Here is a 17,514-nt window from a genome sequence, read left to right on the forward strand (position 1 = left end):
CGATGTACAGCGCCCGCCACAACACCGAGGCGAAGGCCGTCTTCTCCTTCGGCTCCCCGGACGCGGACCTGGACCGGCGGGACGTGGCACGCCAGCAGGAGGTGCTCGTCGAGCGGTTCGCGGGCAACGGCCGGGAGAGCGAGCGGCTGCTCGACGCCATGCGGCACGCGCCCGACAACATCGTCCTGCGCGACTACGCCACCGGGTGAGACACCGGGCGGGCCACGGTGTGAGACCGCGCCTGAGGCACCGTGCGCACCGCGCACGCCGCCGCGAAGCCCCGCGGGACGCGCACGTCGGTGAGCGTCCAGCCGGGCACGGGCAGCGGGCGCGCGCCCGTCCCCACGACGGTGTCGGCGAACCCGCTGCCGGACAGGCCCTGGCCCGTCCCCTTCAGATACGCCTCCTTCCGCGTCCAGCAGCGGGTGAAGGCCGAGGCGAGCGGGGCGCCGTCGAGCAGGGCGAGCTCACGCCGCTCGTCCGGATGGAGCGCGCTCGCCACGTTGCCGACCGTCCGCGCCTCGGGCACGCCCTCGACGTCAGCGCCGACGGGGACGGGCGCGAAGGCGACCAGGGCGAGGTCCCTGCTGTGGGAGAGCGAGAAGTGCAGCCCGGCCGCGTCCCCGGCGAGCACCGGCCGCCCGTGCGGTCCGCCGCACCCCGGGCACTCCTGACGCGCGAACACCAGCCTTGCGGGCGCCTGCCCGAGGTAGGCCCCGGCCAGCACCCGCAGCGCCGTGTGCGCGGCCACGTACACCTCCCGGTCGACCGCCCGCCGCAACCGCCCCGCCCGGTGCAGCTCCTCGGCGTCGAGCACCCCCGGGCCTCCGTCCGCCGCGACCGCCCCGGGCGGCACCAGCCACACCTCGGCCGCCCCGGGCAGCCCGGCCGCCGGCCGGTCCCGGCCGAACTCCTTCGGGATGATCTCGGCATCGTCCACGGCCCCGACTCTAGGGCGATCCGGCGCCCGGGAAGCCCCGTTCTCCCGGTTCGGGCGTGACGGGACTCTCGGTGCGCCCGCCCACCACGTTCCGTACCCTCGAAAAGCCGTCCGCTGTACAGTGAACAACGCCCTTGACCTGCACAAAGCGGGCAGGGAGCCGAGTCTAGGAGCGCTTTCGTGCTGCGAACCATGTTCAAGTCCAAGATCCACCGTGCCACCGTCACCCAGGCCGATCTCCACTACGTCGGGTCCGTCACCGTCGACGCCGAGCTGATGGAGGCCGCCGATCTCCTCCCCGGCGAGCTGGTCCACATCGTCGACATCGACAACGGGGCCCGCCTGGAGACCTACGTCATCGAGGGCGAGCGCGGCTCCGGCGTCATCGGCATCAACGGGGCCGCCGCCCATCTCGTGCACCCCGGTGACCTGGTCATCCTCATCAGCTACGCCCAGGTGGCGGACGCCGAGGCGCGGACGCTCGTGCCGCGTGTCGTGCACGTGGACGGCGAGAACCGCATCGTGGAGCTGGGACAGGACGCGTCCGCGCCGGTCCCGGGCAGCGAGACGGTGCGCGCGCCGCACGCGGTGCCCGCTCAGGTCTGAGCCCCAGGCGGCCGGCAGGCCGCAGCCGAGGAGTCCGGGAGGACCGCAGCATGGCCGACTTGACGATCCGAGACGACCGGGAGAAGGGGCGCCTGGAGGCGTTCGACGACGGCGACTACGCCGGTGTCGTCGTCTACTTCGCCCTGGACGGCGAACCGCACGCCCTCGTCGCGGTGCACACCGTGGTCGAGGCGACCCACGAGGGGAAGGGCGTCGCGAGCGCGCTGGTCGGGGAGTTCTACCGGATCGCGGCCGCCGCGGGCGTCCCCGTCGTCCCGCTCTGCCCGTACACGGCGAAGTGGGCCGAACGGCACCCCGAGGAGGCCCCGGTGCCTCCCGAGGAGGTCACCCGGGCGGCCAAGCGGCAGCTCAAGGCCTCGCCGGAGCTGTGGTGACCCCGGCGCCCGGAGGCCCGCTCGCCCTGCTGCACACCTCGCCGGTCCACGTGCCCGTCTTCGACGCGCTGCGGGACCGGCACCACCCCGGGCTCGGTCTGCGCCACCTCGTCCACGAGGGGCTGCTCGACCGGGCCCGGGCCGAGGGGCCCGACGCCGTCGCGGACGACGTCGGCCGCGTCCTCGCCGAGGCCGTCGCCGACGGGGCGGGCGCCGTCCTGTGCACCTGCTCCACCCTCGGTGCCGTCGCCGAGGCGCGGGCCGGCGCCCTCGGCGTGCCCGTGCTGCGCGTCGACCGCCCGATGGCCGCCGAGGCCGTGCGCGCCGGGCGGCCCGTGGTGATCGTGGCGGCCGTGCGGTCCACCGTGCGGCCCACCCTGGACCTGCTCCGGGAGGAGTCCGCCGACCGGACCACGTTCGTCGGCACCCTGCTGGTGACGGAGGCGTGGGAGCGGTTCGAGGCCGGCGACCGGGAGGGCTACCTCGACGCCGTCGCCGCCGCCGTGGACGGGATCGACCCCGCCGAGGAGCCCGTGGTCGTGCTGGCCCAGGCCTCCATGGCCGACGCCGCAGAGCGCGTACGCGCCCCGCTGACGGTGCTGTCCAGTCCTGGTACGGGGCTCGCGGCGGCGGCCCGCGCGGTCGGCCACGGACCCGAATGAACGGGCTCCGCGCGCGCGGGCGCACGGACCGGGGGAACCTGGAGCCGACCCTGCCCCCGAGCGCCGGAGTCCGCCATGACCCAGCCGCCGTACCCCGATCCGCTGTCGCCGCCCGTCCCGACGCCGGTCCCTCCGCCGGTGCCCTCGCCCCCGCCCGTACCGCCGCCGAGCCCGGTGCCGGGGCCTCCGCCGGGCCCGGTGCCCGTACCCGAGCCGGAGCCCCAGCCGCAGCCGGGTCCCGCGGGCCCCTGACGGCGAGGTGACGGAGCAGCCCGGGGATTGTGCCAGGGGCCTTGTCACGTACGGTTGCCCACCCTTACCGTGGGCGACTGCCGATGCGTTCAAGGGGGGCCCATGGCCTTACGCGGGAGACACCGCCGCCGGTACCAGCCGAGCCTGATCAACCGGGCCTCGCTGACCGTCACCGCGGGCGGTGCCGGAATGGCGCTGCCGCTGATCGGCGCGGGCACGGCCCAGGCGGCCTCGCTCGACGTCTGGGAGAAGCTGGCCGCCTGCGAGTCCACCTCCAACTGGCAGATCAACACCGGCAACGGCTACTTCGGCGGCCTCCAGTTCAGCCAGTCCACCTGGGAGCGGTACGGCGGCACGCACTACGCGCCGCGCGCCGACCTGGCCTCCAAGGACCAGCAGATCGCCGTCGCCGAACGCGTGCTCAAGGGGCAGGGCCCGGGCGCCTGGCCGGGCTGCGCGCCGGGCGCCGGGCTCGAACGGGGCGGCGAAGCCCCCGACGTGGCACCGCAGACGCAGCGCACCCGCCCGCTGACCGACACCGGTACGGCCGCCGGCGCCTCGAAGGCCGCGCTGCCCGCCCAGCGGAAGAAGCCCGCGGGCACCAGCCCCACCGCCGTGCCGAGCGTCCGCGAGATGTACACGGTCACCCCCGGCGACTCCCTCTCCGCCATCGCCCGCGACGAGCACCTCCGGGGCGGCTGGCAGCGGCTCTACGAGGCCAACCGGAAGGTCGTCGGCGACGACCCCGACCTCATCTACCCGGGCCAGCGGCTCACCCTGCGGATGAGCGCCCCGACGGCGCCCCCGAAGGCCGAAACCAAGCCCACGCGCCCCACGAGCCCCACGCGGCCCGCCAGGCCCGCGGGCGAGCCCTCGAAGACGAAGCCGGTCGCCAAGCCCCCGGCCACGAAGGCACCCGCCACCCAGTCGCCCGCCCCGCACGCGCCCGCCCCGCACGCGCCCGCGACCAAGCCCGTCACCCGGCCGGTGACGCGGCCCGGCACCAGCCCGGCGGCCAGGCCCCCCGCCGCCCGGCCCGTGCACAAGCCCGCGCCGAAGCCGGCCGCGAAGCCCGTCCACAAGCCCGCGCCCAAGCCGGTCCACAAGCCGGCCGCCCGGCCCGCCGCCCCCGAGGCCGACCGCTTCGCCGCTCCCGTCTCCGACACCGACATCGGCACCCGGTACCGCAAGGAGGGCTCGTCCTGGGCCAGCGGCTACCACACGGGCGTCGACTTCCCGGTCCCCACCGGCACGTCGGTGCGGGCCGTCGCCTCCGGCAGGGTGGTCTCCGCCGGGTGGGCCGGCTCGTACGGCTACCAGGTCGTCATCCGCCACGAGGACGGCCGCTACAGCCAGTACGCGCACCTGTCGGCGCTGAACGTGCGCGAGGGGCAGCGGGTCAACCCCGGTCAGCGCATCGCGCGTTCAGGATCGACCGGCAACAGTTCGGGACCGCACCTCCACTTCGAGATGCGCACGGGTCCCGGGTACGGCTCCGACATCGACCCCCTCGCCTACCTCCGCGCCAGGGGCGTGTCGATCTGATCGTGTCCCGCCGGCCCTCGCCCGGTCTGACACCGCGGGCGAGTCCTCGGCCCGGGTCAGCCGGTCGAGGGTGAGCTGGACCAGGCCGCCCGCCGCCACCGCGCCGCAGATCAGCGCGGCGACCGTGCCGGCCGTCCCGTAACGGAAGGACTCGCCGAACAGCGTCAGCCCCACCGCCGCCGCGATCACCGGGTTCACCACGGTGACCGTGGCGAGCGGGGCCGCGAGCCCCGCGCCCCGGTACGACGCCTGGGACAGCAGCAGTCCGGTCACCGCGAGCGCCGAGAGGGTCAGCAGGCTGGTCCACTCGGCGAGCGGCGCGCGCGCCGTCCACTCCTCGGCGACCGTCTTGGTGAAGACCGAGGCGATGCCGAAGGACACCCCGGCCGCGGCGGCCAGCACCACGCTGCGCAGCACCGTGCGGCCGACCAGCCGGGCCAGGACGAACAGCAGGACCACGGCACCGAAGGTCGTCACCGTGAGCAGGTGCCGCTCGCCGTCGGAGAGGGTCTGGGTACCGGTGCCGCCGGTCAGGCTGAGCAGCCCGGCCAGGCCGACGGTCGCCATCACGGCGCCACACCAGGCCGTGCGGCCGGCCTTGCGGCCCACCAGGAGTGCCGCCATCGGCAGCGCGAACACGATGGTCAGGGCGCCCAGCGGCTGGACCAGGCTGAGCGGACCGTAGGCCAGCGCGGCCACGTGGAGGGCCGCGCCGAGCCCGTTGAGCAGGACGGAGCCCCACCACGCGGGGGTGCGCAGCGGGGCGTAGCGCGGTCCGGTGGCGGAGGCCGCGACGCGCTCCTGCACGATCGCCGCGGCCGCGTAGGCGACCGCCGAGACCAGGGCCAGGAGCACGGACAGCAGGAGGGGGCTCATACCCTCCACGATCTCTCTCCTCGGCGCTCCCGTCTTCGTACCTGGGGACGCGATCGGAGGTACCGCGGATGGAGTACGAAGCCCCCTCGTACACCCTGGGATGTACGCCTGTGCAGGTCAGGCCGGGTGGAATGCGACTTTTCCGGTGTCCAGGTCGAAGCGGGCGCCGACGATCCGGGCGTCGGCGAAGTCCGCATCCCGAGCCAGTCGGCGGGTGACGCGGTCCACATTGGCCCGCATCGTGTTCCCGACCCGGTCGCCCGGCAGGTGGAGGGTCGCACGGGCCGACGGAGCGAGCTCCTCGGCCATCCGCTCGGCGGCCCGGGCCGGTCGGGCCGCGCGCGTGCGGGAGGATGCCGGAGTGGATCTCGACGACAGCGCACAGGTGGGCGGCTTCTTCGCGCTGCGCACCGCCCCGCCCGGACCCGGTGCGGCACACGTCCCGCTTGCCCGGCTGTACGCGGGGGAGGACGGGCCCCTCGCCGCGCGCGTGGACCGGGTCGCCGCCCGGCTCGGCGCCCCCGAGCGCAGGGTCGGCGCCTCGGTGGCGCACCTCGGCCTCGCCGCCCGCCTGTGGTCCACCGCCCTCGGCCCCGCCGCCCTGCACGGCCGCTTCCCCGACCTGGCGCCCGCCACCCTGCACTGGGACGGCGCGCTCACCTCGCCCGACGACCTGTGGTGGTCCGGCACCGCCACCCGCCCCGCCGGTGTGGACGAACTGCGGGCCGCCGTCCACGAGGCCCACCTCGTCCCGCTGCACGCGGCCTTCGCCCGCGACGGGCGGATCTCCGAGCGGCTGCTGTGGGGCAACGCGGGCTCCGCACTGGCCGGAGCGCTGCGCGAGCTCGTCCGCTGGTCCCGCGCCCACGCGCGCCCCGACGCCGCCGAGCGGGCCGCCGCCCTCGTCCAGGGCCTCTTCGGCCACCCGGACCTGGCCCGCACCGTCCGGGGCCCCGCGCTGCGCCGTACCAGCTGCTGCCTCTACTACCGCTGCCCTTCCGGTGGCCTGTGCGGCGACTGTGTGTTCGACCACGCTCCTCGAACGGGTTTGGAGGGGCGGCCCTCCGCTCCGTAAAGTTGCGTCTTTGGAAGTACTGACGGAGTACTCACGGCGCGAGCGATCGAGGAACGACGAAGGCCATGACGGTGACTGAAGAGACCCAGGACTACGGGCCGGGCATCGACCCCGAGCGCCTGGCCGTCTGCCTGAGCGTGCTGGACGAGCTGGACAAGATCGACGTCGACCACCCGGACGCCATCACCGTCCGCCGTGCGACCGCCGGCATCTACCGGACCGTGAAGCAGCGTCGCCGCCAGGAGCGCCGGGCTTCCAAGACCGCCCACGACAAGGCCGTCACCGAGGCCACGGCGACCGGCTCCGCGCAGCGCATCGACGACGAGACCGAGGGCATCCTGCCCACCTCGGTGACCGAGGCCGGAAAGATCGCCGGGATACTCCAGCGCCCGCGCTCCTGCTACACGTGCAAGACGCGCTACGTCGAGGTCGACTACTTCTACCACCAGCTCTGCCAGGACTGCGCCGCCCTGAACCGGGGCCGCCGCGACGCCCGGACCGACCTCACCGGCAAGCGCGCCCTGCTGACCGGCGGCCGCGCCAAGATCGGCATGTACATCGCGCTGCGGCTGCTGCGCGACGGCGCCCACACCACCGTCACCACCCGCTTCCCCAAGGACGCCATCCGCCGCTTCAAGGCGATGGAGGACTCGGCGCAGTGGATGCACCGCCTGGAGGTCGTCGGCATCGACCTGCGCGACCCGGCGCAGGCCGTGGCCCTGGCCGACCAGGTCGCCGAGGCCGGACCGCTCGACATCCTCGTCAACAACGCGACGCAGACCGTGCGCCGTCTGGCCTCCGCCTACGCGGCCCTGGTCGACGGCGAGAACGCCCCGCTGCCCGCGGGCGAGCTCCCCGCCCACCACGTCATCGGCGCCTTCGGCTCCGGTGCGGTCGGCGAGCTCGGCGCCGGGACCGCGCTGCCCGCCGGTGTGAGCGGGCTCGACGCCCAGCAGGTCGCCGACCTCGCGCTGGTCGCGGGCAACGCGAGCGTCGCCCGGCACCTCGACGGGACCGCCATCGACGCGGGCGGCCTGGTGCCGGACGTCGTCGAGTCCAACACCTGGGTGCAGTCCATCGAGCAGATCTCGCCGGTGGAGCTCCTGGAGACGCAGCTGTGCAACTACACGGCGCCGTTCATCCTGATCAGCAAGCTGCGCGCGGTGATGGCCGAGGCCGCCGCCAAGGCGCCCAGCGGGCGCTCGTACGTCGTCAACGTCTCCGCCATGGAGGGCGTCTTCGGCCGCGGCTACAAGGGTGCCGGCCACCCGAACACCAACGCGGCCAAGGCCGCGATGAACATGGTGACGCGGACCAGCGCCCAGGAGATGTTCGAGACCGACCGCATCCTGATGACCTCGGTCGACACCGGCTGGATCACCGACGAGCGTCCCCACTTCGACAAGCTCCGACTCGCCGAGGCCGGCTTCCACGCCCCGCTCGACCTGGTCGACGGCGCGGCCCGCGTCTACGACCCGATCGTCCGCGGCGAGCTGGGTGAGGACCTTTACGGCGTCTTCATGAAGGATTACGCGCCCGGTAACTGGTAGTCCGTCCGCTTCTGCCCGAAAAGGCGTCACCCGTTCGCGTCACACTTTGGTGCCCCATAGAGCGCTGGCGTGCTCATCTGGTTAGTCTGATGTCCACGGTCGGCCACCGGGGTTTCACCGAACCCTCACGGTCGGCCTGGGGACAGGCCTGACACCAAGGCCGCGGTCCCGCCCGAACAACGGCGCCACCGCGACCGACGGTCCCTGTCCCCATTGGTACGCGACACAAAGGAGTGCGCGGTGACACCAGAACTGACCCAGCAGGAGCAGCGCCCGGCCGAACCGACCGAGCGCAAGCGCCGGTCCGGAGAGCTCGGCAGCCTCGAGGTCTGGGCCCGCTCGGCCCCGATCCGTCTGGCCGGCTACGAGGACGACCTCGCCGAGCCGCACATCCTGCCCGGCATCGACTGAGCCGTACCCGTCGTACGGTCGCTCCGCCCCGTGCCCCCGGCCGCCCCGCGCGCCCGGGGGCACGTGCCTGCCCGGACCCCGCACCCGGTGCGTCTCAGCGGCGCTCCGCCGTCTCCCGCAGCCGGATCGGCGGCAGGTACTCCCGCAGCAGCGTCCGGTGCCACCACGCCCCGGTCTCCCGCAGCTCGCGCCAGGTCGTGTACCGGTAGCGGTAGAGCCGGGCGCGCACGTGGGTGGGAGGCGCGTCGGGGAACGGGTTGTGGCGCAGCAGCCGCAGTGTGTCGCGGTCCCCGGTGAGCAGCCGCTCGACGAAGGGCCCGAACCAGTCGCGGGCGTAGCCGGGGGAGAGCGCCGCGAACCACATCAGCCAGTCGAGCCGCAGATGGTACGGGGCGAACTGGCGCGGCAGCCGGCGTGGATCGCCGGGCTTGCCCTTGAAGCCGTACTCCCGCCACTCCGTGCCCGCGTGCGGCCGCGGATCGTCCGTGCCCTCGATGACGATCTCGTCCCGGATCCGGCCGACCGTGCCGAACGCGCCGTAGGTGTTGACCAGGTGGAACGCGTCGAAGGAGCGGTTCATCGCCTGCCGCCGGGAGAGCAGGTTGCGCACCGGATGACGGCTGAGCACGAGGACGAGGGCGGTGGCGGCGCAGACGACGACCACGTACCAGAGCGGGGGGTCCGGCCGTGGGTGGGCGCCCGCGACGGGCGAGCCGTCGATCGCCGACAGGGCGAGGACGACGGTCAGCCAGTTCAGCCAGGCGAAGTTGCCGGAGAGCACCAGCCACAGCTGGGTCGCCACCATCAGGCCGGCCGCGACGGTCGCGACCGGCTGCGGGGTGAAGAGCAGTACGGGGACGCCGAGCTGGACGACGTGGTTGGCGGCGCACTCGACCTTGTGCAGCGGCCGGGGCAGGTGGTGGAAGAACCAGCTCAGCGGACCGGGCATCGGCTGGGTCTCGTGGTGGTGGTAGAGGCAGGTGAGGTCACGCCAGCAGCGGTCGCCGCGCATCTTGATCAGTCCGGCGCCGAACTCGACCCGGAACAGCAGCCAGCGCAGCAGGAACAGCACGAGCACGGGCGGCCCGGTGTCGTCGTTGCCGAGCAGGACGGCCAGGAAGCCGGTCTCCAGGAGCAGTGACTCCCAGCCGAAGGAGTACCAGGTCTGGCCGACGTTCACGATCGACAGGTAGAGCCCCCACAGCAGCAGCCACAGCAGCATCGAGACGGCCAGCGGCACCGCGTCGCCCGCGCCCGCCGCCATCGCGAGGGCCAGGCCCGCCCCGCCCCAGGCCACCGAGGCGAAGAGGCGGTCGGAGTAGCGCCACTGGAAGAGGCTGGGCGCGCCGCGCGCCGGCACCCGGCGCACGAACTCCGGCACGGGCAGCATCCCGCGCTCGCCGATGAGGGCCCGGAACTGGAGGGCCGCCGAGAGGAACGCGACGAGGTACAGCCCGGCGAGCCCCCGCTGGAAGACGATCCGGCTCAGCCAGTAGTCGGGTGCGGTGAACCACTGCATCGCGTCCGGTGCCGCTCCCGGGAGCCGCCGCTACTCTTCGTCGGCCTTCCGCTCGCCCTCCGCCTGGGACGGGGTCGTGCGGGTCGTCTGCGGGTGGAGCTGCGCCTTCTGCTGCGCGTCCATGTCCTCTTCGAGACGTTCGCCCTCGGCCTGCGCCGGGGTCGTGTACTCGTCGTACTGGCTCATGGCCGCCTCCTTCAGGAAGCACGGATGAGTACAGAAGGAGCGTAACTCCTATCGCCCCGTGACGAGACCCGCCAGAGACCGGCCCAGGCGGCGCGCGTAGGCCAGCTGGAGGGCCCGTACGACGGGCCCGCCGAGCCGGGTGTACCAGGCGGCGGCGTTGCTGAAGGCGGTCACGGTGAACCAGACCGAACCGTCCTCGCGCAGGTCCACCACGAAGGACTCCTCGCCGCGCTCCGGGTGCCCGGTCCGCGTCCCGTACGCGAAGCCCGTCTCGGTCTCCGTGTACGCGGTCCAGATCACCTGGCACGGGGCGGTGAAGCGGACCGGGCCGAGGCCCATCGAGACCTCCAGGGTGACGCCGGGCTCGGCGCGGACGGCCTCGCTGGTCACCCGGGCGCCGGTCGCCCGGTGCATCCGCCAGGTGGTGACGGCCGCACCCGCGGTCGCGTAGGCCTCCCGCCCGTGGCCGACCCGGACGGTGTGGTGCAGGTGGTGGTAGCCGGCGGGCAGCGGCCGGGTGCGGGTGGCGCCGACCTCGGGGTAGTTGGGGCCGCCTGCGGCGGGATGGGCGGGTCGGGTCCGGAGGGCCGGGCGCGCGGGCTCGTCGGAGAGGCTGCGGATGAGACGGGTCATGCCGGGAGCTCCGTTCGGGGAGTGGGGTGCGGGGCGGTGCGGGGGGCGTGGGGGCCACGGGGGTCACCGGGGCTACCGGGGTCACGGGGGCTACCCGGGTTACCGGCGTCACGCGGAAGGGGCGGGCGTGTGCGGGCCTCGTGGCGCTTGGGGAGCGCGCGCAGTCGGCGCCAGGCGAGGAGCGAGCAGAGGGCGAAGCCGAGCGCGTTGCCGAGGCCGTGGGTCGCGGCCATCCAGGTCAGGCTCGGGTGCGGAAGCCCGGTGGCCTCGCCGAGCGCCCAGCTGAGGGCGAGCAGCATCGTGGCGACCAGGACGACGGCGGAGACCCCGAGCAGGGTGCGGGTGACCCGGTCGGGCGCGGTGGTGCGCAGCTCGCGCCAGGTCAGCAGGGCGACGGCCCACATGCCCGCGGTGAGGACGAGGGCTCCGGCCAGTTCGGCCCAGTCGTCGACGAAGTAGCCGAGCAGGACGAGCAGGGTGCCGAGCGGGACGCTGAGCGCGGCGAACCGGGCCGTGCGTCCGCCGGTCGTGCGGCAGACGAGTCCGGCGACCAGGGCGGCGGTGAACCCGGCGAAGTGGAAGTGCGGGACGGTCAGGGCGAGGATGCCGGGCTCGAAGCCGAACAGCGCGTGCCCGCCCCGCTCGGCGACCAGCGCGAGGCCCGCGACCGAGGGGGTCACCAGGGCGGTGAGGACCGCGACCTCGGCGGGGACGAGGGAGCGGGTGACCGCGAGCCGGGCGGGGGCGTGCAGGGCGAGGGCCAGGGTGGCGAGCGCGTAGAGGCAGGCCGACCCGGCCGCGAGAGGGGAGCGGGGGAGCCAGAGGGCGAGCACGCCGGGTGCGGCGAGCAGGGGCCAGGCGCGGGCGAGCAGCCGGAGACCGGGCGGCCGGGGAGCGGCGGGTCCGGCGTGCACGACAGGTCCGGCGGGTCCGGTAGGTCCGGCGGGTACGTCCTGCCCGGCGTGCTCGGCGTGCTCGGCGTGCCCGGCCGTCTCGTCGATGAGCCGGAGGCCCATCGGGACGATCACCAGCATCCCGAGCGTCACGATCAGTGCCACGAGCACGGACACGGCGGCCACCCCCCTGTTGAACATGTTCAACCGTCTGGGATGAGCGTAGAGCCTCCCTTGAACACGTTCAAGGGAGGGGTGGGTGACGGGCGACTCGCCGGATGGGCGTACCCGGATTGCGGGTCCCCGGGCCCTGCGGGAGACATGGAGGAACGGCTCGGGGGCGAAAGGCGGGAGACCAGGTGCGTACACCCAGACGATGGCCCACACGGCCCGGTGCCGTGGCGACGGGCGCGCTGGCCTCGGCCCTGCTGATCGGGGGCTGTTCCTCCGGCGGCACGGGGGAGGCCGGGGCGGAACAGGCCGCCGCCGCGCCCTCCCGGGGGGTGCTGCTCCAGTCGGCCGCCGCCCAGGGCCCCGACCCCTTCACCCCGTCCACGGCGCAGGAGGGCGCCCCCGCGACGTCCGGCACGGCACCCGACGGCGTCACCGGCACCCCCGTCCCGGCCGCCCGCGAGATCGGCGGCGCCACCCCCGGCCTCTACGCGGGCACCCGCTCCGTCGCCAGCTGCAACGTCGCCCAGCAGGCCGCCCTGCTCACCGCGGAGCCGGCCAGGGCCCGCTCCTTCGCCGAGGCCGCCGGAATCCCCGAGGCCGACGTCGCGGGCTGGCTGCGCGCCCTCACCCCCGTCCTGCTGCGCGCCGACACCCGCGTCACCGACCACGGCTACCGCGACGGCCGCGCCACCGCCTTCCAGACCGTCCTCCAGGCCGGCACGGCCGTCCTCGTCGACCAGTACGGCACCCCGCGCGTCCGCTGCACCTGCGGCAACCCGCTGCGCTCCCCGGCCGCCGGGCCGGGCGCCGTGCACACCGGGAAACCCTGGCCCGGCTACGTGCCGGACCGGGTCCTCGCCATCACCCCCACCAGCACCGTCGTCACGAGCCTGGTGATCGCCAACCTCACCGACAACACCTGGATCGAGCGGAAGGCCGCCGGCTACGGCGTCCAGGACCGCAGGCCCGACGTCCTGCCGCCGTGCGACCCCGCCTCCTGCGACCCGGTCACCGCACCGGCCGCGCCGCCCGAGGGCGGCCAGGCACCGCAGACGCCCGCCGACCCGCGGACGCCCGCCGACCCGCGGCGACCGGCCGACCCGCAGACCCCCGCGCGGCCGCAGGCGCCGACCACCCCGCAGTCGCCCGATCGCGGCACGCGCCCCGCCGAACCCCTCCCCGACGTCCCCTCGCACGACGCCCCCTCACCCGACGTGCCCGCACCGGACGTGCCGACCCCCGACCTCCCGATGCCCGATGCCCCCCATGACCTGCCGCCCGACCCCCCGTCCGCCGAGCCGCCTCCCTCGTTCGAGGAACTGTTCCCGAACGACCCCGCCGCCGAGCAGCCCGAGACCTTCCAGGGCTGACCGTCCCCCGTCCGGCCCGGTCCCCCTCCCCGATCCCGATCCGAACCCATTTCCGATCTTCGCCGTGCGCGCGGGCGGGGCTGCGCCTAGCGTGGCCCCATGAACGCGGGCAACGGGGGCGGGGAGGCGGCCGAGCAGTGCCGCTGTGAAGCGGGCTCGGCGGGGCCGACCTGCTGTTTTCTCCATGACTTCGGCCAGGAATTCCGGATGGGCAGCTTCGACTGGGACCTGCTCACCGGTCGGATGACCATGGACGAGGCCGCCCTCGACGTCTTCGACATGGACGCCGACGCCTACGACGGCGACCCCAGCAGCCTCGGTTCGCGGGTCCTGCCCGACGAGGGCCGCCGCCTCGACACGCTGGTGGCGCAGGCGCTCAAGGACGGCAGCGACCGGTACGGCGCCTACTTCCGCATCCGCACCCGCTCCGGCATCCAGCGCTGGACCCACACCCAGGGCCTCGTGCGGCGCGACGAGAACGGACGCCCCTTCCGCATCGTCGGCATCGTCCGGGACGCCTCCGAGGAGCTGACCGAGTCCGCCGCCCGGCTCGGCCTCGACGAGGGGCGCCGCCGGCGCACCAGCGTCGTCGAGGGCACCACGGCGGCCCTCGCCCACGCCCGCACGGTGCAGGACATCATCGACCTGCTCAACGACTCCCAGGGCCTCGAACACTTCGGCGCCGCCAGCCTCGTCATGGGCCTCCTGGAAGCCGGGCGCATCCACCTCGTGGCCGAGGGACCCGACGGCGCCTTCGTCCCCGGCACCCGGTTCACCCGAGTGGACGAGCCGTATCCGATGGGCGAGGTCATCCGTACCCTGCGCCCCCGCTTCATCGAGTCCCCGGAGGACTTCGCCGCCTCCTACCCGGTCCTCTGGCCGCACATCAGCGGGCTCGGCATCACCTCCGCCGCCTATCTCCCGCTCATCGCGCAGGCCCGCCCGATCGGCGCCCTCGGACTGCTCTACAGCGGCGACCGCACCGGCTTCAGCGCCGACGAGCGCAACCTGCTCGTCGCCCTCGGCAGCTCCATCGCCCAGAGCCTCCAGCGCGCCATGCTCTACGAGCAGGAGCACGACCTCGCCGAAGGCCTCCAGCAGGCGATGCTGCCCCGCCGCATCATCGACGTCCCCGGCACCCAGATCGCGGTCCGCTACCGCTCCGCCCGGCTCGGCCAGGACATCGGCGGCGACTGGTACGACATCATCCCGCTGCCCGGCGGCCGGGTCGGCGCCGTCATCGGCGACGTCCAGGGCCACGACACCCACGCCGCCGCCGTCATGGGACAGCTGCGGATCGTGCTCCGCGCCTACGCCGCCGAAGGGCACACCCCCGCCACCGTGATGGCCCGCGCCTCCGTCTTCCTGCACGAGCTCGACACCGAGCGCTTCGCGACCTGCACCTACGCCGAGGCCGACCCCGCCACCGGCCTCGTCCAGATCGTGCGCGCCGGCCACGTCGACCCGCTCGTCCAGGACCCCGACGGCACGGCCCACCGCCTCCCCGTCGACGGCGGCCTGCCGCTCGGCCTCTCCGCCGAGTTCGCCCGGCTCGACTACCCCGTGACCACCGTCGAACTCGACCCCGGCCACACCCTCCTGCTCTACACCGACGGCCTGGTGGAGAAGCCGGGCGCCGACCTCGACGAGGGGCTCCAATGGCTCTCCTCGCTGGTCAAACGCGGCCCACGGGACCTCCAGGAACTCGCCGACCACCTCTGCGACGTCGTCGACGAGCGGGGCGGCGAGGACGACGTCGCCGTCCTGCTGCTGCGCCGCGAGGGCGCCCACCCGCCTCAGCCCGGCGGGCGCCTCCAGCAGCACGTCGGCCAGAACGACCCGGAGGCCCTGAGCTCGGCCCGGCACATGATCCGGGCCGCGGTACGGGCCTGGGGCGCGGGCAGCCGTTCCGACGAGATCGAGCTGGTCGCCGACGAGCTCATGACCAACGCCCTCATGCACACCGACGGCGGCGCCATCGTGACCCTGCGGATGCTGCCCGGACCCGAGCGGCGGCTCCGCGTCGAGGTCGAGGACCGCTCCAGCGCGCTGCCGCGCCGCCGCGAGGCGGGGGACTCGGGGGTCTCGGGGCGCGGGCTGCTCCTCGTGGACCGGATCTCCGACCTGTGGGGCGTGGAGCCGCGCGGCGGCGGCAAGTGCGTGTGGTGCGAGTTCGTCACGGAGCAGCCGGAGGACTGACCGGAAGGGCGGCCCGGCGGGCCGCGCACCCAGCCGCCGGCGGGCGTCCGCCCTCCCCGTACGGCAGGGTGGGACCATGCCGGAACTGCCCGAGGTCGAAGCCCTCCGCGCCTTCCTGGACGAGCATCTCGTGGGCAAGGAGATCGCCCGCGTGATGCCCGTCGCGATCAGCGTGCTCAAGACCTACGACCCGCCGCTCGGCGCCCTCGACGGGGCACGGGTCACCGCGGTCGCCCGGCACGGCAAGTTCCTCGACATCGGCACCGACGGCGCGGCCGGCCCGCTCCACCTGCTGGTCCATCTCGCCCGGGCCGGCTGGCTCCAGTGGAAGGACGTCCTGCCCGACGGGCCGCCGCGCCCGGGGAAGGGCCCGCTGGCCCTGCGCACCGCGCTCACCGGCGGCGACGGCTTCGACCTCACCGAGGCCGGCACCACCAAACGCCTCGCCGTCCACCTCGTCCGCGACCCCGCCGAGGTGCCCGGCGTCGCCCGCCTCGGACCCGACCCGCTCGCCGAGGACTTCGACCTCGCCGCGTTCACCGCGCTGCTCGCGGGCGAACGGCGCCAGATCAAGGGCGCGCTGCGCGACCAGAGCCTCATCGCGGGCATCGGCAACGCCTACTCCGACGAGATCCTGCACGTCGCCAGGATGTCCCCCTTCAAACCCACTCAGAACCTGACAGCGGTGGAAACCGCCGCTCTCTACACGGCGATGCGCGACACCCTCACCGAGGCCGTCGAGCGCTCCCACGGACTCGCCGCCGGCAAGCTCAAGGCCGAGAAGAAGAGCGGCCTGCGCGTGCACGGCCGCGCCGGCGAACCCTGCCCCGTCTGCGGGGACACCATCAGGGAGGTCTCCTTCAGCGACAGCGCCCTCCAGTACTGCCCCACCTGCCAGACCGGCGGGAAGCCGCTCGCCGACCGCCGCATGTCGAAACTCCTGAAGTAGGCGCCCGGGGGGTGTCTAGACTCCCCGCATGCTGCGCGTACTGGCCGTCGACGACGAGGCGCCGGCCCTCGGGGAACTCCTCTACCTGCTGCGGGCCGACCCACGGGTGCGCAGCGCCGAGGGCGCGGGCGACGCCACCGAGGCGCTGCGCCGGATAGGCCGCGCCCTGGAGTCGGGCGCCGCCGCCGGCGACGGCGCCGACGGCATCGACGGCGCCGACGGCATCGACGTGGTCTTCCTCGACATCCACATGCCGGGACTCGGCGGCCTCGACCTCGCGCGGCTGCTCGGAGGGTTCGCGCGGCCGCCGCTCATCGTCTTCGTCACCGCACACGAGGGCTTCGCCGTCCAGGCCTTCGACCTGGAGGCCGTCGACTACGTGCTCAAGCCCGTGCGCCGCGAACGGCTCGCCGAGGCCGTCCGCCGTGTCCACGAACTGGTGCACGCCACCGCCCTGGCGCCCGCCCCCGAGCAGGTCCCCGTCGAACTCGGCGGCGTCACCCGCTTCGTGTCCGTCGACGCCATCGCGTACGTGGAGGCGCACGGCGACTACGCCCGCCTGCACACCGACCACGGCAGCCATCTCGTCCGCATCCCGCTGTCCGCCCTGGAGGAGCGCTGGGCCGACCGCGGCTTCGTCCGCATCCACCGCAGCCATCTCGTCGCCCTCGCCCGCATCGACGAGCTCCGCCTCGACGGCGGAGCGACCTCCGTGCGGGTCGGCGACGCCGAGCTCGCCGTCTCCCGCCGCCACGCCCGTCACCTGCGCGACCTCCTCATGCGGCGCGCCCCGTAGGGCGGTTGCCGACCCCTACCGGGCGCGGAGGCCTTCTGCGTACACTCCACGGGCCCAGCAGACCGTGAGAGAGCGGACGGCGATGTCCGAGCACCACCCTCCCCCCGCCACCGACCGGGGGGACGCCCCCCGGCCCCGGCGCGAGACCGTCACCTACGCCTCGGCCCTCGGCGGCGCCGCGCCCCGCCCGCGGCCCCAGCACGCGCCCGCCCGCTCCGAGATCAGCGAGCAGACCACCCTCGGACACACCTACGTGCGCTCCCTGATGCGCAGCCAGCTGCGCACCGCGCTCACCGCACTCGGCGCGCTCGTCCTGCTCGTCGGCCCGCTGCCGCTGCTGCTGGCCCTGCCCGCCCCCGAGCCCGCCGTCTGGGTCGCGCTCGGCGTCGGCGTCCACCCCGTCATCTGGGCCGTCGCCCACTGGTACGTGCGCCGCGCCGAACGCAACGAACGCGACTTCACCGGCCTCGTCGAGCGGTGACC

20 protein-coding genes are annotated in these 17,514 nt (G+C 74.5%); 13 read left to right on the top strand and 7 right to left on the bottom strand.

The genetic code is table 11. From position 1 onward, the window contains the following. The first annotated feature begins 2 nt into the window (after positions 1-2). The gene (locus OG309_RS32235) at positions 3-209 is read left to right on the top strand and encodes a hypothetical protein (RefSeq protein WP_329426275.1); all 207 of its coding nucleotides are present in this window, start codon (positions 3-5) and stop codon (positions 207-209) included. On the opposite strand, the gene OG309_RS32240 is transcribed toward OG309_RS32235, so the two are convergent. After that, the gene (locus tag OG309_RS32240; RefSeq protein WP_329426277.1) at positions 194-940 is read right to left on the bottom strand and encodes a 4'-phosphopantetheinyl transferase family protein; all 747 of its coding nucleotides are present in this window, start codon (positions 938-940) and stop codon (positions 194-196) included. The two genes, OG309_RS32235 and OG309_RS32240, sit on opposite strands and share 16 nt — an antisense overlap. 180 nt (positions 941-1,120) lie before the next feature. Here OG309_RS32240 and panD point away from each other — a divergent pair, with 180 nt between their 5' ends. The 4 genes from panD (at position 1,121) to OG309_RS32260 (ending at position 4,400) form a co-directional block, all read left to right on the top strand. Further along, on the top strand, positions 1,121-1,546 hold the full coding sequence (gene panD / locus OG309_RS32245) for an aspartate 1-decarboxylase (protein ID WP_329426278.1): 426 nt from the start codon (positions 1,121-1,123) through the stop codon (positions 1,544-1,546). A 50-nt stretch (positions 1,547-1,596) separates the two neighbouring features. Continuing rightward, a complete protein-coding gene (locus OG309_RS32250) occupies positions 1,597-1,941 on the top strand; it encodes a GNAT family N-acetyltransferase (RefSeq protein WP_329426280.1) in 345 nt (114 codons plus the stop codon). Continuing rightward, entirely contained in the window at positions 1,938-2,603 is a 666-nt protein-coding gene (locus tag OG309_RS32255) for an aspartate/glutamate racemase family protein (protein WP_329426282.1), read from the top strand. The genes OG309_RS32250 and OG309_RS32255 overlap by 4 nt, the downstream gene beginning before the upstream one ends. Before the next feature lie 354 nt (positions 2,604-2,957). Beyond that, positions 2,958-4,400: a transglycosylase family protein gene (locus OG309_RS32260; RefSeq protein WP_329426284.1), complete on the top strand. Its 1,443-nt coding sequence runs from the start codon at positions 2,958-2,960 to the stop codon at positions 4,398-4,400. Here the strand turns inward: OG309_RS32260 and OG309_RS32265 are convergent. Then, complete coding sequence (locus OG309_RS32265) at positions 4,281-5,276, bottom strand: DMT family transporter (RefSeq protein WP_329426285.1); 996 nt, start codon at positions 5,274-5,276, stop codon at positions 4,281-4,283. The two genes, OG309_RS32260 and OG309_RS32265, sit on opposite strands and share 120 nt — an antisense overlap. 117 nt (positions 5,277-5,393) lie before the next feature. Continuing rightward, positions 5,394-5,585 (bottom strand): hypothetical protein, encoded by a 192-nt coding sequence (locus OG309_RS32270; protein WP_329426287.1) that lies wholly within the window; start codon positions 5,583-5,585, stop codon positions 5,394-5,396. Between the two features lie 52 nt (positions 5,586-5,637). Between OG309_RS32270 and OG309_RS32275 the strand changes: the two genes are divergently transcribed. The 3 genes from OG309_RS32275 (at position 5,638) to OG309_RS32285 (ending at position 8,312) form a co-directional block, all read left to right on the top strand. Next, the gene (locus OG309_RS32275; protein WP_329426289.1) at positions 5,638-6,351 is read left to right on the top strand and encodes an IucA/IucC family C-terminal-domain containing protein; all 714 of its coding nucleotides are present in this window, start codon (positions 5,638-5,640) and stop codon (positions 6,349-6,351) included. Positions 6,352-6,416: 65 nt separating this feature from the next. Further along, a complete protein-coding gene (locus OG309_RS32280) occupies positions 6,417-7,901 on the top strand; it encodes an SDR family NAD(P)-dependent oxidoreductase (RefSeq protein WP_329426290.1) in 1,485 nt (494 codons plus the stop codon). Positions 7,902-8,141: 240 nt separating this feature from the next. Continuing rightward, positions 8,142-8,312 carry a hypothetical protein gene (locus OG309_RS32285; RefSeq protein WP_165961965.1) on the top strand — a complete coding sequence of 57 codons (171 nt, stop codon included), beginning with the start codon at positions 8,142-8,144 and terminating at the stop codon, positions 8,310-8,312. Positions 8,313-8,406: 94 nt separating this feature from the next. Here OG309_RS32285 and OG309_RS32290 read toward each other — a convergent pair whose 3' ends face one another. Genes OG309_RS32290 through OG309_RS32305 form a run of 4 tightly spaced genes read right to left on the bottom strand, consistent with a single transcriptional unit; the run spans position 8,407 to position 11,744 of the window. Beyond that, positions 8,407-9,831 carry a lipase maturation factor family protein gene (locus OG309_RS32290; RefSeq protein ID WP_329426293.1) on the bottom strand — a complete coding sequence of 475 codons (1,425 nt, stop codon included), beginning with the start codon at positions 9,829-9,831 and terminating at the stop codon, positions 8,407-8,409. Between the two features lie 30 nt (positions 9,832-9,861). Then, positions 9,862-10,017, bottom strand: a complete 156-nt coding sequence (locus tag OG309_RS32295) for a hypothetical protein (RefSeq protein WP_329426295.1) — start codon at positions 10,015-10,017, stop codon at positions 9,862-9,864. A gap of 48 nt (positions 10,018-10,065) precedes the next feature. Further along, positions 10,066-10,650: a DUF1990 family protein gene (locus tag OG309_RS32300; protein ID WP_329426297.1), complete on the bottom strand. Its 585-nt coding sequence runs from the start codon at positions 10,648-10,650 to the stop codon at positions 10,066-10,068. After that, entirely contained in the window at positions 10,647-11,744 is a 1,098-nt protein-coding gene (locus OG309_RS32305) for a YndJ family protein (RefSeq protein WP_329426299.1), read from the bottom strand. The genes OG309_RS32300 and OG309_RS32305 overlap by 4 nt, the downstream gene beginning before the upstream one ends. A gap of 158 nt (positions 11,745-11,902) precedes the next feature. Here OG309_RS32305 and OG309_RS32310 point away from each other — a divergent pair, with 158 nt between their 5' ends. From OG309_RS32310 to OG309_RS32330, 5 genes are all read left to right on the top strand, one after another. Beyond that, positions 11,903-13,087, top strand: coding sequence for a DUF6777 domain-containing protein (locus OG309_RS32310; protein WP_329426301.1), 1,185 nt, complete (start codon positions 11,903-11,905; stop codon positions 13,085-13,087). 207 nt (positions 13,088-13,294) lie between these two features. Continuing rightward, positions 13,295-15,286 (top strand): SpoIIE family protein phosphatase, encoded by a 1,992-nt coding sequence (locus OG309_RS32315; RefSeq protein ID WP_329426303.1) that lies wholly within the window; start codon positions 13,295-13,297, stop codon positions 15,284-15,286. A gap of 76 nt (positions 15,287-15,362) precedes the next feature. Continuing rightward, complete coding sequence (locus OG309_RS32320; protein ID WP_329426305.1) at positions 15,363-16,235, top strand: Fpg/Nei family DNA glycosylase; 873 nt, start codon at positions 15,363-15,365, stop codon at positions 16,233-16,235. Between the two features lie 28 nt (positions 16,236-16,263). Further along, the gene (locus tag OG309_RS32325) at positions 16,264-17,031 is read left to right on the top strand and encodes a LytR/AlgR family response regulator transcription factor (RefSeq protein WP_329426307.1); all 768 of its coding nucleotides are present in this window, start codon (positions 16,264-16,266) and stop codon (positions 17,029-17,031) included. Between the two features lie 82 nt (positions 17,032-17,113). Next, a complete protein-coding gene (locus tag OG309_RS32330; RefSeq protein WP_329426309.1) occupies positions 17,114-17,512 on the top strand; it encodes a hypothetical protein in 399 nt (132 codons plus the stop codon). Positions 17,513-17,514 lie beyond the last annotated feature (2 nt).

The organism is Streptomyces sp. NBC_01268 (genome assembly GCF_036240795.1).
Classification (GTDB): domain Bacteria; phylum Actinomycetota; class Actinomycetes; order Streptomycetales; family Streptomycetaceae; genus Streptomyces.

Bases quoted from the DNA above. Each gene is read 5' to 3' on its own strand.
- OG309_RS32300 (WP_329426297.1), bottom strand. From the start codon at position 10,650: ATGACCCGTCTCATCCGCAGCCTCTCCGACGAGCCCGCGCGCCCGGCC.
- OG309_RS32305 (WP_329426299.1), bottom strand. From the start codon at position 11,744: ATGTTCAACAGGGGGGTGGCCGCCGTGTCCGTGCTCGTGGCACTGATC.
- OG309_RS32325 (WP_329426307.1), top strand. From the start codon at position 16,264: ATGCTGCGCGTACTGGCCGTCGACGACGAGGCGCCGGCCCTCGGGGAA.
- OG309_RS32320 (WP_329426305.1), top strand. From the start codon at position 15,363: ATGCCGGAACTGCCCGAGGTCGAAGCCCTCCGCGCCTTCCTGGACGAG.
- OG309_RS32295 (WP_329426295.1), bottom strand. From the start codon at position 10,017: ATGAGCCAGTACGACGAGTACACGACCCCGGCGCAGGCCGAGGGCGAA.
- OG309_RS32260 (WP_329426284.1), top strand. From the start codon at position 2,958: ATGGCCTTACGCGGGAGACACCGCCGCCGGTACCAGCCGAGCCTGATC.
- OG309_RS32315 (WP_329426303.1), top strand. From the start codon at position 13,295: ATGGGCAGCTTCGACTGGGACCTGCTCACCGGTCGGATGACCATGGAC.
- OG309_RS32330 (WP_329426309.1), top strand. From the start codon at position 17,114: ATGTCCGAGCACCACCCTCCCCCCGCCACCGACCGGGGGGACGCCCCC.
- OG309_RS32250 (WP_329426280.1), top strand. From the start codon at position 1,597: ATGGCCGACTTGACGATCCGAGACGACCGGGAGAAGGGGCGCCTGGAG.
- OG309_RS32270 (WP_329426287.1), bottom strand. From the start codon at position 5,585: ATGGCCGAGGAGCTCGCTCCGTCGGCCCGTGCGACCCTCCACCTGCCG.
- OG309_RS32235 (WP_329426275.1), top strand. From the start codon at position 3: ATGTACAGCGCCCGCCACAACACCGAGGCGAAGGCCGTCTTCTCCTTC.
- OG309_RS32290 (WP_329426293.1), bottom strand. From the start codon at position 9,831: ATGCAGTGGTTCACCGCACCCGACTACTGGCTGAGCCGGATCGTCTTC.
- OG309_RS32265 (WP_329426285.1), bottom strand. From the start codon at position 5,276: ATGAGCCCCCTCCTGCTGTCCGTGCTCCTGGCCCTGGTCTCGGCGGTC.
- OG309_RS32280 (WP_329426290.1), top strand. From the start codon at position 6,417: ATGACGGTGACTGAAGAGACCCAGGACTACGGGCCGGGCATCGACCCC.